Source organism: Micromonospora sp. CB01531 (assembly GCF_001905095.1).
In the GTDB taxonomy this organism is placed as follows: Bacteria; Actinomycetota; Actinomycetes; order Mycobacteriales; family Micromonosporaceae; genus Micromonospora.
Window position 1 is genome coordinate 75,889 of record NZ_LWLS01000002.1, and the last position, 14,219, is coordinate 90,107.

A 14,219-nucleotide genomic window follows, 5' to 3' on the forward strand; every position below is an offset into this window, starting at 1 on the left:
ACGCGCGTACGGACGGCCAGCACCGGGGTGGGTGCCGGCCGGCTCCGCAACGGTCAGGCGGTCAGCAGCCCGACGCCGAGACACACCACCCCCGCGGCGAGCGCGAGCGCGCCCACCCACAGCACCCAGACGAACCGGTTCGGTGCCGTGACGTTCCTTCCGGCGGACGACGCGAAGAATCCCGCCGACATCAGAATCGCGGCGACCGGCACGCCGAGCCGTGCGATCCACAAGAAGACTCCGCTGAGACCGGTGGCGTCCACATAGAGCAGCGCGACCAGGCTCAGCAGCACCAGCACGCCGGCGTGACCATGGCCGGCACGCGCGAAGGACTTCTGGAAGTCGGTCATCGGCACCTCGCCGCGGGCGATCCGGGTCATGAACCAGCCGCCCACCTGGATGGTGACGATCGTGAGCAGCACCGCTCCGGCGATGATCCGCGACTCGGTGCTGAGGGCCAGGGTCTGCACGAGGTCTCCTTCGGGTCGGATGTGACGGGGTCTAGTGAGATGCCGGTGCGGCGGGGCGGGCCGGGCGCAGGAGGCGCCTAACCGCCGTGCTGTCCGCCGTTCGCGTCACCCAGACGGCGACGGCGACGTAGAGGGCCTGTTCGAGAAGGCGCGGCCACAGCGGCGTCGGCTCGCCTCCGTTGAACGGCACGTCCGCGACGGCGGCGTACACGTTCGCGGGGAGCAGGAGCACGAACAGCGCGGTGAGGGCGATGCCCGCGGCCCACCGGGTCCGCGCCAACACCAGGCCCAGGGCGCCCAGCAGTTCCAGTACGCCGGTGGCGTACACCACCGCGCTGGGGAACGGCACGAGCGGCGGCACCATCCGGACCAGGTCGGCGTGGTTGGGCATCGCGGTGACGCTCGCCGGAACGAAGTGGGCGCTCGCGGTGACGACCAGCATGATCGCGAGGGCGTGCGCCGTACTGGCCGGCCAGCTGGCGAATCGGCGCACGCCGAGTGCGCCCAGGAGGCGGAAGATCAGCAGAGCGGAGGCGAGCACGAGTTCGATCATGGCGTTCCCATCCCGATGGATAGCGGCGCTGTCCGCTTACGGATACTGATACTATCCATGAAGACGAAGGGGACGGCAAATGCGTATCGCGGAGCTGAGTCGCCGGTCGGGGGTGGCCGTGCCGACGATCAAGTACTACCTACGGGAAGGCCTGCTCCCGCCGGGCGAGCTGACCAGCCCCAACCAGGCCAGGTACGGGGAGCGGCACCTGCGCCGGCTGCGCCTGATTCGCGCCCTGATCGAGTTGGCCCAGGTCCCCGTAGCCAGCGTGAAGGTCGTCCTGCAGGCGTTCGACTCCGAAACCATGTCGCTGCACGAACGGATCGGGACGGTGCACCGCGCTATCACGCCCCACCGTCAGGTGACCGCCGACGACGACGTACGCGCCGCAGCCACCGCACAGGTGCGGGAACTCATAGCGCGGCGCGGCTGGGCCGTCGAGCCGGACGCGCCCGCCATTGCAACACTCGTCGAAACCATCACCGCCCTGCGCGCGCTCGGCCAGGACAGCCTCGCCGGTCACCTCGACGCGTACGCGGAAGCCGTCGAACGGTTCACCGAGCTCGAACTCGCGGCGGTCACGTCGCACGCCGACCCTGACCAGATCGCCGAGAGCGTCGTGATCGGCACCGTCCTCGGCGAAACACTCATCGCGGCGCTGCGCCTACTGGCCCAGGAAAGCATCTCCGCCCGCCTGCTGGGCCCGGCGTCCGCGTCCGGTCAGTAGCGGGCCGGCCATGAACATTCGCCGAGCCACCAGGCGCCACCCAGACCACGATCAGGCCATCGCCGCCGGCTGGTGGCGCGCCGCCTGAGGAGGCAGAGCAGATACGTGGCCAGATCCCGGCCGCGCCAACAGGTTCCCGAAGAAGATGTTGCAAAGGATGTCGAGAACGGCCTGGCGACTCCGTCTCAGGGGCGGACGCGGCCACCGTGGCCGTACCACACCAAGGAGAACCGGCATGACGATCCAGCGGATGGACAACGTCCTCATCGTTGTCAACGACCTTGACGCTGTTATTTCGTTCTTCGTCGAACTTGGCATGGAGCTGGAGGGCAAGGCGCCAGTCGAGGGACGCTGGGTGGAGCGGGTCATCGGGATCGACGACGTCCGACAGGACATCGCGATGCTGCGGACCCCGGACGGCCACGGTCGAATCGAACTCGCGATGTTCCACACGCCGAAGGCAATCAGCCCCGAGCCGACGGACGCGCCGGCGAACACGCTGGGCATTCGTCGCGTCATGTTCGCCGTCGACGACATCGAGGACGTCGTTGCCCGCCTGCGCACCCACGGCGCCGAACTCGTCGGCGAGGTGGTGCAGTACGAGGACATCTATCGGCTCTGCTACGTCCGCGGCCCCGAGGGCATCATCGTCGGACTGGCCGAGCAGCTCAGCTGAAGGCCGGCAAAGGGGTTGTGTATCCTCGACGATCCAGCGGGGTTCGTCGAAGTCATCGCCGTAGTGGTTCAGCTTCGAGGTGGTGTTGGTCCAGGTCCCGTCGACGAGGGTTTCGGTGGTGAAGGCCCGGAACCGGTACGCCGGATCCAAGGTCCAGGTCTGGCGGGTGTCGCCGACCTGCTGCTGTTTGATCAGGTCGTTGGCGTAGTAGGTGTTGGTCAGCCGGCCCGGCAGTTCGGTGGTGCGGCCGAACTTGTCGTACACGTAGCCCGGGTCGGTGAGGCGGTCGGCGGTGTCGTAGCTATGGTCGTCCTCCGCATCGGCCGTGTCCTCCTGACACCGACCGTCAGCGGCCGGCATATGGGTGGCTTTGCGGGTGCGGTTGGACCGGTCGTCGTAGTTGTAGGCGCGGGTGACACAGCCGCCGGTGATGGCGCTGTCATGCCGGGTCTTCAGCAGGCGGCCGAGCCGGTCGTAGCCGAAGTTCTTCGCGTCGCCGGCGTAGGAGTGGTTCACCCACTGGCCGGCGGTGTTCGCCACCACCGACTCGGAGTAGATCGTCTCCCCGTCGGAGTCGCGGGTGTAGGTCCGCTCCACCGGTTGCAGTTTCCGCGTTGAGCCGATCCGTGCGGGTCAACCCGCCCGGGTACTTCAGCTCGGTCAGCTGCCCATCCGGCGAATACTTGGCGCTGAAGGTGCCCGCGATGCTGTCGGTGACGCTGGTCAGCAGGCCCCGCGGCTCGGCCGCCCGGTCGTAGGTGAAGGTGGAGTAGCCGGTCGGGTCGGACACCTTCGACGGCTTGCCGTACCGGTCGAACTCGTTGACGGTCCGCCCGCCGTCGGCGTCGGTGTAGGCGGCGAGCCGACCGAGCAGGTCGTACTCGCGGGTGATGGTGACGCCGTCGAAGAGGGTCTGCACCACGTTGCCCGTGGCGGTGTCGTAGACCGTGGTCACCGACCCGAGTGATCCGCCGAGGTCGTTGGACACCCAGGTGGAGATGACCCGGCCCTCCGGATCGTAGTTGGTCGTGTTGACCCGGTAGGCGCCCTCGACGTGGTCGACGACCTTCTCCGGATCCTCCCACCGGTTGTACCGCTCAATGTTGCGCACGGCAACTGTCCGGGCATCCGCGCCGAATCATGGCCCGTGATCGAACCGGGATCGCCTCCAACGGCCCCGCCCCGTCGGGGTCGGCGACGTCGTTTTCCAGGACCATGAGCGAGGTGGGGCCGAGGGTGTCGACCATGTCGATCCCGTCGGCGCTGTACGTGTTGACCGTGGACAACGCCAGGCCCGCGCCTACCTGAGGAACCCGCTGCGCCGCCATAAACCAGCAGCTCACGGGTGCTCCGGGAGTCCAAGGAGGTGTGTCACAGGCGTGAATCACACGACGACAGTGAAGATGGCCATATCTCCCCTCGTCAGATAAGCGCGCCCGAAGGGACTCGAACCCTTAACCGACGCGGATCAGTCACCGGATCACGGACGCGGCCACCAAGTACGCGAGCGCCAGGGCGACCGCAAGATCCGGGAGCTGCGACAGCATCGCCACCCGCCACACCGGGCTACGCGGGCTCCACCAGTGCTCTGGCAAGTAGTGGACGATCAACGCCTTGACGGCGTGCAGACACGCCATAAAGAACAGGAAGAAGCTGAACAGCGCCGCCCCGAAGAACGCTTGGTCGGACAGTTCCTTGATGAACAGCGAGATCGGGATCGCCACCGCCATGGAGAGGAAAAAGCCCGCAGCGAGGATCACGAACCACGCCGCCGCCCGGGAGATGTGACGCAGGCCCAGGTCGTCGATGTCGTCGCCAGGCAGGGTGAGGTCCTGCATCAGCTCGTCCCGCCGCTCCTGTCGCGTCCTGCCGTCGGCCCCCAACACGCGGGCGATGGGTTCGGCGAGCCACCGCGCTGGCACGACCACCAGGTCCATGGCCCGCCTCCCTCCTTCGCCGCTACAGGCTGCTAGTACATCCGCGCCCAACGGGCCGCACGCGAGTTGCGGCACCAGTTAGCGCTGCCGCAACGGTTGTACGCCCACGCCGCCGGCAACGCGGTCTTCCGATCCAGGCCGCCCCACCAGTCCATCTTCTTGCCGTTCAGCTTCTTCGCGGACTTTTGCTTGTGCATCCGGTTGAGGACCTGCCGCTTAACCTTCCGTGCTCCGCGGAAGCCCTTCGCCGCCGGGATGGCCTTGCTGATCCGGCGCGCCTTGAAGCCCGCCGCCACCCAGCGCCCGCCCCGGACTGCTCCGCCGACCCCCGGAATCGCCCCGACGACGTCGAGGGCAGCGGCACCCCAGTTGCCCTTACGCACATTCTTGTACGCCGAGTATGCCGAGAAGCCGATCGCGAGGCCACCCGCGATGAGGTTGACTGGTGGCGGGGTGAACGCGGCGACCGTGGCGGCCACCAGCGCCGGGTTTTCCTTCACGAAGTTCCAGGCACCCTTGGCCGCCTTTTTGATCTTGCCCCAGAACCGCCCGTCAAGATCAGAACAGTTGACCGGGTCGGCTGAGCAGTAGTCGTATGCGTTGGCGTTACCGCCGTCGACCGGATCAACCTGCAGGAATCGGCCGAGGGCCGGGCTGTAGAGGCGGACGCCCATGAGGATGAGGTCGCCGAACGCCTCACCCGAGCGCTGCTTGCCGCCAAGCCAGCCATATCGCTGGCTGGCCTGCCCGGCCATCGGTACACCGAACTCGTCAAAGTCGAACATCTCCGGCTCGGCCAGAGCAACATCGATGGTGGCAGCCACGTCGCCGTGCAGATTCGTCAACTGCAGCCGGGCGCCGCTGTCGGTCGATGTGGTGGCCACCAGGTCACCGTCCGGACCCGACACGTTGCGCGTGATGGTGCCCAGGGCGCTGTCCTCGACGGTCCACCGGGGCTCGTCCGAGTCGTCGCCGTAGTGGTTCAGCTTTGCCGAGGAGGTGCTCCACGTCCCCTCGACCAGCGTCTCGGTGGTGAAGCCGCGCAGCCGATTCCCCGCGTCCAGAGTCCAGGTCCGGCGCGTGTCGCCGAGCGTCTGACGCTGGATGAGGTCGTTGATGTAGTAGTTGTTGCTCAGGCCGCCCGGCAGGGCGGTGGTCCGGCCGAAAGCGTCGTACTCGTATCCGGCGTCGACAAGACGGTCCGCCGAGTCGTACGCATGCTGCTCCACCGAGTCGGCGCCGTCCGTGTCGCACGTGCCGTCGTCGGCCGGGTCGAACACCGAACGCTTCGTCCGGTTCGTGCGAGCGTCGTACTCGTAGGTACGGGTCACGCAGCCAGCCGTCATGGCGCTGTCGTGCCGGGTCCGGGTCAGCCGCCCGAGCCGGTCGTACGAGTAGAACTTGCTGCCACCGGTGTACTGGTGATCCACCCACTGACCGGCGACGTTCTCCACCACCGACTCCGAGTAGACGACCTCGCCGTCGGAATCGCGGGTGTAGGTGCGCTCGACCGGCTGCTGGTTGGCGTCGAGCCGATCGGTCCGGGTGAGACCACCGGGGTATTTGAGCTCCACCAGTTGCTCATCCGCGGAGTACTTCGCCGAGAAGGTGCCGGCGGCACTGTCCGTCACGCTGGTCACCAGCCCGCGCGGCTCCGCCGCCCGGTCATACCCGTAGCTGGACCAGCCGGTCGGGTCGCTGATCTTAACCTGCTTGCCGTACCGGTCGAACTCGTTGGTGGTCACCCCACCGTCGGCGTCGGTGTACCTCACCATCCGGCCGAGCAGGTCGTACTCCCGCTTGATCTGCGCCCCGGCCATGTGCGTCTCGGCGATAGCACCCGTCGCCGGGTCGTAGACCGTCGTCACCGAGGGCAGTGCGACGCCCTCGTCGCCGGAGATCGCCGTGGACACCATCCGGTTCGCGTTGTCATAGGTGGTAACGGTGGTCCGGGTCGTGCCGGCCGCGCTCTCCACCACCTCCTCGACGCCGCCGGCCTGGTTGTACTTCGCCACCCGCCGGGTCGGCAGCTGGCCTGCCATTCGGGACGGGTCGTGACCGGTGATCGCGCCGACGGTCCGTCCCACACATGCCAGGCCCGCCCATTCCGGCCGGCTGCCGCAAGCCGCGTCCCGCGCGTTCGGGCTGGCCGTGTAGTAGATGGTTTCCCTGGCTCGGGCATCCGACCCGGTCGAATCGAAGCCCCAGGACTTCAACGACCTGCCGGCCGCGTCGAACACCCCGTACGCGGCGACCTGCGTCCCGCCCGGCCCGGCGTCGGCGATCATCTTGGTGAACTTCTTCAGCACCCAGCCGGAGACCCCGCCGTTGTGCGGGTCGTACTCGTACTTCTTGACCCGCACGTCCGCGTCGGGGTAGCCGTCGATCTGGGCACCCTTTGCCTCGGTGGTGACCAGGTGGTAGGTCGCGCCGTCCGGCTTGCCCTCGTCGTACTTGTTGACGACGTGGGTCCGGCCTATCACGGTCGTACCGGCCGCGATGGCCTCCAGCGGGCCGGCGCCGTCCGGATCGGCGACGTCGTTCTCTAGGACCATGGTGACGGTGGGCCCGAGACTGTCGATGAGATCGATGCCGTCGGCGCTGTACGTGTTCACCGTCGACAGCGCCAGGGCCCGGCTGGCGGTGTCGGAGCCGGCCAGCCCCAGTTCGGCGAGGTAGGCGCTGGCGTTGGGGAGGGTGCCCAGGGCGAGGGCCCGGTCGGTGGCTTGCAGGGTGCGGACGACGTTGCCGAACCGGTCGTATTCTTGGGTGTCGATGTGCCCGCCGGGGGTGGCGGTGTTGACCTCCTGGCCGCCGGCGTTCAGGTAGTGGACGGTGGCGTACGGGTATCCGTTGGTGCCGGGTGAGGTGGGGGTGGCGCGGTTGCGGCCCGGGTTGTCCTCCGGTCCGAACACGGCGGTGGCGTCGGTGGGCAGGTCGACCTGTCCCCAGGTGGCGATGGAGGCCGGGCCGAGGTTGTAGGGGCCTCCGGCGGCCTGGGTGAGTGGGACGTTGTAGACGATGTTGGTGGCGATCTCGCCGTCGGTGGCGGTCTTGGAGCCCTGCTGCAGGGCGGCGCGGCGGACCTTCAGCAGCCGGCCCGGGTTTTCGTCTCCGGCGAGGGTGACGACCTGGTCTGCGGTGAGGGCCTTGCCGTAGATGCGGACGTCGTCGATGCCGCCGTGCCAGGTGTTGGTGAAGGTGCCGTTCCACTGCGCGCGGCCGACGATGTACCCGCCGGTGGCGTTCCAGCCGCCGGTCGGGGCGGTGGTCGACTGCGGGACGCCGTCGACGTAGAGGGTCATCTTGCCGGTAGCGGTGTCGTAGACGCCGGCGAGGTGGGTCCACCGGCCGAGCACCGGGGAGGTGTTGGACGAGGCGCGGATCGGCAGCGACGTCGAACTGTCTGTGTCCATCCGGGAGAACGCCCACCGGTCGGTGGCCTGGACGTAGTTGAGGAAGAAACCGCTGGTGAACGAGCCGTTCTTGGACACCGCGGTGCGGTTGACGGACTTGTCGGTCAACCGCACCCACGCGGCAACGGTGTAGGAGGCGGTGTTCGACAGGGCGGTCCCGGCGACGGTGATCTGCTGGCCGGAGACGCCGGTGAACGTGGCGGCCTTGTCGGCCGGGTTGTCCGGGTCGTTGCCCTGACCCCAGCCGACCCCGCTGGCCATCGTGCCCGTGCGGCCACTGCCCGAGGAGTCGACGACGGTGGTGCCGGAACCGGCGTCCAGGTCATACCGTAGCGCCGCAGCATCCACGTCCGGGTTGCCGTAGTCGAACTGCCAGGGCAGTTCACCAGCCGGATTGGCCTTGGTAACCCGGCCCCCGACGTACTCGTACGTCGTCTTCAGGGCCGGGGTGACGCGGGGGTCCCACACCTCGCGGAGCTGGCCCAGGTTGTCGTAGGCGTACTTCGCCGTCTGCACGGCGGTCATCGCCGATGCGTCCGGGTCCCAGGCCCACAGCTTCACCCCGGAAACCCGGTCGGTGTAATCCCCGAACACGCTCTGACTCAACCCGGGGCTCGTGGTGGTGGCGTACTCGTATTCCAGGACCTCGCAGCCGCGGGCCGGGGTCGCGGTGGTGCAGCTGTTCGTGTCGTCGACCCCCGGCTCGACCGGGTTGATCACCTTCTTCAACAGCAGCCGACTACCAGCCGTGTCGTAGAGATACCGGGTGGTGCTGACCGACTCCGGGGTCCACGACGACGTGGCCGCCCAGATCCCGCTCTGCGCCGTGAACTCGGTGACCGTCCCATCGAGTTCGGTGAGCCGGTACGCACTGCCGACCTTGGCCAGCACCATGCCCTCGGCCCCCGGCTCCGGGGTGTAGCTGACCCCGTCCGGGTTCTTCGCGAACGTGATCCAACCGCCGCCGATGGTGTTGACCTGCGCCAGCGACGGCTCCGGCAGCGTGACGGTGGTGTAGTCGACCTCGGCCGCGCCGCCGGTGGCGCCGCCGGACCAGGCCGTGCCGAACGGGGCCAGAATCTCGGTGACCGACAGGTTGTCCCAGTACACCTTCTTCCCGGAGCCGCCCTGTGTGCCGTTGTAGAGGCGGAAGAACGCCTCGGTCGCCCCCGCCGGGACGGTCATGTCGACCGCCAGTTCCTGCCACCCGTCGGTGAAGCCCGCCATCGCCGACGGAACCTCGGTGTAGTTGGCGCCGACCTTGTAGAAGCCGACGATCCGCAGACCACGCACGCCGTAGTCGGGCACCAGACCCGTGGCGGCCGGCACGTAGATCCAGCCGGTCATCCGATATGTGCGGCCCGCGGCCATGCCCAGCCGCATCCCGCCGCCGTCGCCGCCGACCGCGACATAGGTGTCGTTGCTGGTGGTGGTGACCGGGGTGATCTCCAGCGACGCGACCGGGGTCACCTCACCCTGGCCACGGGCGGTCGACCGCGCGGCCGACGAGGTGGACGGCACCGTGAACCCGGTCAGGTCGGTGGACACCTGCTGCTGGTTCGCGGTCAGCAGTTGCGCCATCGGCTGGTAGCCGTCCGTGGGCTTGCGGGACGACGACGACCGGCCCACCGACAGACCCAACTCGTCGGCATCGGTCGACGACAGTGCGTAGTCGCCGGTGAGCAGGTTCACCGAACCCGGGCCGATCTCGTCGCCCGCCGCGCCGTCGCCGCTGGAGTCGACCGACACCCGCACCCATGGAGTCGTGTAGGCGGGGGTGCCGCCGGTGGCGGTGTAGATCTGCGCCCGCACCTCGACCACACCGCCGACCAGGCCGAGGGTGTCGGTGGCGCTCCAGATCGCGTACCCGCCCAACGACGACAGGCTGACCGGGCTCGCCGCCGTGGCGGTGATCGGGGCACCGGTCGCCGAAGTCAGGTTCGCCGACGGCACCGCCAGCGTCGACCCACCCGGACCCCGCCGATACTCGAAATAGGCCCGGGTGTAGCCGGCCACCGGGGTGGTGACCTGCAACTTGGTGCGCTTGACGATCGTCGCCCCGGGCAGCGGCTGCGCCAGCGCCGCGTTGCCCGCGTCGAACACGTACAGGTTCGCATTGGACAGGTTCCCGGCGGAGTCCTTCGCCTGCACCGTCAACGTGCGATGCCCATCCCGCGGGCGCAACGTCACCGACGTCGCACCGGTGGCGGCCACCGTCGTCGCCGACGACTCGTAGTCGAACTTGTACACGAACGCCGCCAGGTCATTCGTCCCTGAAGCCGGGGTGAACGTGAACGTGTCCGGCGCTTCCGCCCCACCGTGCGGCTGCCCGTCATTGAGGTAGATGGTGGCCGACACGAACGGCACCCCGGGCTTGACGGTGTCTACGGTCAACGTCGACCACCCGGTCCACGCGCCATAGACGTACGGGTCCTTGGCCCGCACCCGCCACTCGTACGCGGTGTCGTTGACCAGGTCGACCGGCACCTGCCAGGAGGCGGTCGACCCGTTCGTCCACGCCGGACTACCCGACCGCAACCCCGACGTGGCGACGGCCGCCTGGGTGGCCTTGTTCCGCACCTCGAACTCGGCCTGCAACGTCTGCCCGGCATCCGCATCCGCCAGCTTCGCCGACAACGTCGGCCGCACCGCCGACGTCCGCGCCCCCGCCCCACACAACGTGTAACACGGCGCGACCGCCAGCGCCGACGGGGTGCCCGGCGTACTGTTGTAGGTGATCGACACCAGCGGCGGGTGGGTGCCCTCGGCCGAGTCGAACCGCTTCCACGACAGGTGATTCGTCTCGCTGGTCCCCCGCAGCATCACACTCGCGCTGCTCTGACTGTTGTCCGCGGCATACTGCAACGCCCCGCCGACCTCGATATAGACGTAACCGTCGGCGCAGGACGAGTTGTAACCCTTCGTCTCCGTCGACGTGCCCACCTTCACCCGCGCCGTCGGCTGGTTCGTCCACCGCACCGACGAATCCACATAATCAGTCCGCCACGCCTCCCACGACGCCGCGCTGCACGACCACGAGTGGTAGTTCCACAACCGCAACTTCGCCGTGATGATCCGGCTACCCGCGAACCCCGTCGTGTTGAACCGCAGATACGACCGCGCCGTCCGCGCACCACCATCGTCCGAGTACCCCAGCTTCAGGTCGACCGAGCCGGACTGGTCACTGGAGTAGTCCGTCTGCACGAACGCGTCGAACGACGGCGACAACGAGGTCGGCGGATCGATCGTCACCGGGAAGGACAGGTCCGCGCGGGCCAGGAAAGCCGCATCCGGCGTCAACTCCACCACCGTACGACCGGCGCCCTTGCCGATGGTGCGCAGCCCGACCCGGCCATGCTTGACGTGCTCCAGAGACTGCGGCGCCACCTCGGCGTCCCACATCAGCGGGGTCTGCGCCCGCCCCACCTGCCGGCCCTTGGCGTCCTTCAACACCAGACCGCCCATACCGTCACCGACCGCGGCCAGCTTGCCGGTCCGCATCGACAGGCTCAGCTTGCGCACCCGCGCCAACCCGGCCCGGTCCTTCACCACGAAATGCTGCTCGAAACCGGTCGCGTGCGCATGGAACACCAGGTCCACACCCGGCAGCACATCCGGGTACGTGATCGTCCGGCCGTCCAGCACCGGCGCCGGCAACGGCCCCGCCCACGCCAACGCGGACCGGTCGTCGCCCTCACCCACCGCGACCAGCTCATGCTCCCCCGCACCAGACGCAGCACCGGAGAAGGTCAGCGCCCGGGCGTGTGCCCTCGGCGCGACCGACCCGTCCGCCCGACGCACCAGGGTGAGATCCACCGGCACCCAACGGTCGCCGTCACGCACCCGCACCGGAGCCAGGGACCGCTCCTCGGTCACCGTGCCGTCGGGGTTCGCGAACACCTGCGTCGTCTCCGACCGCCGGCCCGCGACCTCCACCCGCGCACCGCACAGCTTCGCCGACACCGCCGCCGACACCTCATCCGCCCGGTCATCGGGACACCTCGGCTTCGCTGGCGCCGCGGCCACGGGCGGGGCCGCCTGCGCCGGGCGGGCCGGACGCGCCGGCACATCCGACAACGTCGCCACCAACACCAACGCCAACACGATCGCCAACCGGCGAACCCAACCGGCGAACGCCCCGCCGGCCAAAGTGATGAACACACGAGACTGCCAGCGATGCATCGGCACAAGCCCTCCCCGTACGGGCCTCCAGTCGAGGCGAGCCGAACATAGGCGGCCGAGCATCAAACAATCAAGATCTTGACTATCCGTTCAGTCATGCGTAGGACACGGAACGCAACTTGGTGCCTAACTCCCGTTGAGGACCAGGTAAGGACAAACGATGCCGAAACGCGTGACACGCCGACAGCGACACGACGCACCGCACCTGCTATCACCGAAGTCGCTGAGCCAACCATCCCGACCGCCTCTCGGCAGTCACGTCGAACACCGGCGGTCCGCGCCCGGACGGCTCTGTTCACCCCGGCAGAGCCTGCCCCACCGCCCCATGCCACAAATGCGCCCCACATTTTCGCCTCAAGCCACGCCAAGGACGCAGGCGGCCCGAATCAGCAGGTAGAGCCCGTTTCCGTCGCCACTTCCCTCAATGTTGCAAGGGGGGCAGTGTGGGGCGGTCATATGACCAGAGATCACAAAAAACCGACACCAGTCGATGACTGATGCCGGTTTACCTGCGAAAACACAAGTGGAGCCGAGGGGACTCGAACCCCTGACCCCCACACTGCCAGGAAGGTGACCTTCGTCACGGTCAATGCGGTCGGATGCCGGAAAGTGTCGTGAGGTGTGCAAATAGGCGGACGACCGTGCCGCAGGCTGTCGCCCAATGCCACCCGATGATGGGTTTTTGATCTTGCAATGTAACTCACCCCGTGACCACCAACAGTGTGGGGGCCACCCTGCCGGCCAGCCACCATGACCGGCCGCCAGAGGTGTACTGCCGTCCGCCGCTGAGCCACAGGCGGCGCCCTGTGGAATCGGCATCCAGCGTCAAATGCAGCAGGAGAATCAGACCGCTGGCCTCAAGAGACTATTGGGACGTCATACCGCTCCGCCCAGCGGCGGATGTGCTGCTGGTATCCCGAGTGCCAAAATGCCAACTTCAGGCGGCCATCGGGCGTGATAGTCGACGGCTCAGCCAGACCAAACGCATTCACCAGGTCCGTGTAGGGCCGCACCACTGCTGTCGCAAGCCCGGCCATTGACATACTGGCCACATCTAGATCCACCGTCTGCTCGCTGACGAACTCGCGGAGAGTGAGCGTATTCAGGGGACGACTGCCCGAGACACGCCTCATGTCGTCCGTACCAAACATTGGGCTAACCAGGACGAGGGACTGATCCACCGCATTACGCGCGTGATGACCAGGTGGCAACGGCAGCCTTAACCGCAGCAGAGCATCCCCGGAAGCTCGCGCGATATCCGTTGCATACCTCACCGAGATAAGGAGAGCGGAGAAGACCTGCACGTAAAGGAACTCTTGCGTCACCTTGGTTTCCCGGTGATCGACATCAGGCATGAGATTGACACCCACACCAGACGCCCCGTCCAACGCGAGATGAGCGGATGCCCACTCCGGATTCCTGATTCCGAGCGCTGGCTCTTCATCGAAGAGGGCGTTCCTGAGCTCAAAGCAGCGCAGCCCTGTTCGCACGTCGCATCGAATGGCTTCGAAGTTCGATCCATGAGGCAGTCGCTCTAGGACCTCCGACAGCCAGCCACCGACCATGCTGACAGCATTATTGGACATGCGGAGCGACGATCGACTCGCAGGAACCAAGGCCAGCTTCAGCCATGGGACATAGCCGCTCTGCGACCTCGACTCGACACGATCCTCCACCTCTTTGAGGCGGTCGATCCTTGCACGTGCAAGAGTAAAGCGGTTTCTATACGCATCCGCCACTTCATGTTCTGTGAGATAACGAGTGCTTGTCCCATCTCGAACAGGATACTTCAGGCCATTGTTCTGCTTGACCGCATGGGGCGTCTGATCGCTCGGCGCCACAATCAATAAATAAAATCCATGACCGCCCGATGACGAGGGATCTGGCACCGCCCTGATCTCCCAGCGAGGCAGCGGCACAACATTCGATGCAACGATCTGCCGCATCCGCAACTCTTCCTGATCAGACAGCGGAACCGGGGTAGCAACCTTTGCCGTCCCACTCTTCTGCTCGTCCAGCCCCAACATAATGACTCCACCCCGGAGGTTGGCTAGGGCGGCCACATCTACCGACAGGTCATTCTGGCCCTTTTGGCCGTTGTCATAGAGCTTGCCCTTAAAGTCCAGATCTTCGCTTTCGCCCTGCCCTAGCAGCCTCCGAACACCTTGGGCGTCTACATCTTGAAGGGACTGACCTAGACGGGCCTCAATGGCCGGGATCCGAATGCTCAAGCCGCCGATCCTCCTGTCCCGGTGTAG

9 protein-coding genes are annotated in these 14,219 nt (G+C 67.2%); 2 read left to right on the forward strand and 7 right to left on the reverse strand.

Annotated elements, in window-relative coordinates:
- Positions 1–53: 53 nt before the first annotated feature.
- On the reverse strand, positions 54–470 hold the full coding sequence (locus A6A27_RS02845) for a hypothetical protein (RefSeq protein WP_073832777.1): 417 nt from the start codon (positions 468–470) through the stop codon (positions 54–56).
- Between the two features lie 31 nt (positions 471–501).
- Entirely contained in the window at positions 502–1,023 is a 522-nt protein-coding gene (locus tag A6A27_RS02850; protein WP_073832778.1) for a DoxX family protein, read from the reverse strand.
- Between the two features lie 79 nt (positions 1,024–1,102).
- Here A6A27_RS02850 and A6A27_RS02855 point away from each other — a divergent pair, with 79 nt between their 5' ends.
- Both A6A27_RS02855 and A6A27_RS02860 read left to right on the forward strand, forming a co-directional pair.
- Complete coding sequence (locus tag A6A27_RS02855; protein ID WP_073832779.1) at positions 1,103–1,750, forward strand: MerR family transcriptional regulator; 648 nt, start codon at positions 1,103–1,105, stop codon at positions 1,748–1,750.
- A gap of 250 nt (positions 1,751–2,000) precedes the next feature.
- Positions 2,001–2,426: a VOC family protein gene (locus tag A6A27_RS02860; protein WP_241825046.1), complete on the forward strand. Its 426-nt coding sequence runs from the start codon at positions 2,001–2,003 to the stop codon at positions 2,424–2,426.
- A gap of 439 nt (positions 2,427–2,865) precedes the next feature.
- Here the strand turns inward: A6A27_RS02860 and A6A27_RS02865 are convergent, their stop codons facing one another.
- The 5 genes from A6A27_RS02865 to A6A27_RS02885 all read right to left on the reverse strand — a co-directional run bounded on the left by A6A27_RS02865 (position 2,866) and on the right by A6A27_RS02885 (position 14,192).
- A complete protein-coding gene (locus A6A27_RS02865; RefSeq protein ID WP_073832781.1) occupies positions 2,866–3,537 on the reverse strand; it encodes a hypothetical protein in 672 nt (223 codons plus the stop codon).
- Complete coding sequence (locus A6A27_RS02870; protein WP_143193834.1) at positions 3,524–3,754, reverse strand: hypothetical protein; 231 nt, start codon at positions 3,752–3,754, stop codon at positions 3,524–3,526. Before A6A27_RS02870 ends, A6A27_RS02865 begins: the two co-directional genes overlap by 14 nt.
- Positions 3,755–3,898: 144 nt before the next feature.
- The gene (locus A6A27_RS02875; RefSeq protein WP_073832783.1) at positions 3,899–4,363 is read right to left on the reverse strand and encodes a hypothetical protein; all 465 of its coding nucleotides are present in this window, start codon (positions 4,361–4,363) and stop codon (positions 3,899–3,901) included.
- Positions 4,364–4,395: 32 nt separating this feature from the next.
- Positions 4,396–11,742 (reverse strand): LamG-like jellyroll fold domain-containing protein, encoded by a 7,347-nt coding sequence (locus tag A6A27_RS02880; RefSeq protein WP_143193835.1) that lies wholly within the window; start codon positions 11,740–11,742, stop codon positions 4,396–4,398.
- Between the two features lie 1,076 nt (positions 11,743–12,818).
- A complete protein-coding gene (locus A6A27_RS02885) occupies positions 12,819–14,192 on the reverse strand; it encodes an AlbA family DNA-binding domain-containing protein (RefSeq protein ID WP_073832785.1) in 1,374 nt (457 codons plus the stop codon).
- Positions 14,193–14,219: the final 27 nt, after the last annotated feature.

Coding starts and splice junctions, on each gene's coding strand:
- A6A27_RS02850 (WP_073832778.1), bottom strand. CDS start 1,023: ATGATCGAACTCGTGCTCGCCTCCGCTCTGCTGATCTTCCGCCTCCTG.
- A6A27_RS02855 (WP_073832779.1), top strand. CDS start 1,103: ATGCGTATCGCGGAGCTGAGTCGCCGGTCGGGGGTGGCCGTGCCGACG.
- A6A27_RS02860 (WP_241825046.1), top strand. CDS start 2,001: ATGGACAACGTCCTCATCGTTGTCAACGACCTTGACGCTGTTATTTCG.
- A6A27_RS02870 (WP_143193834.1), bottom strand. CDS start 3,754: ATGGCGGCGCAGCGGGTTCCTCAGGTAGGCGCGGGCCTGGCGTTGTCC.
- A6A27_RS02875 (WP_073832783.1), bottom strand. CDS start 4,363: ATGGACCTGGTGGTCGTGCCAGCGCGGTGGCTCGCCGAACCCATCGCC.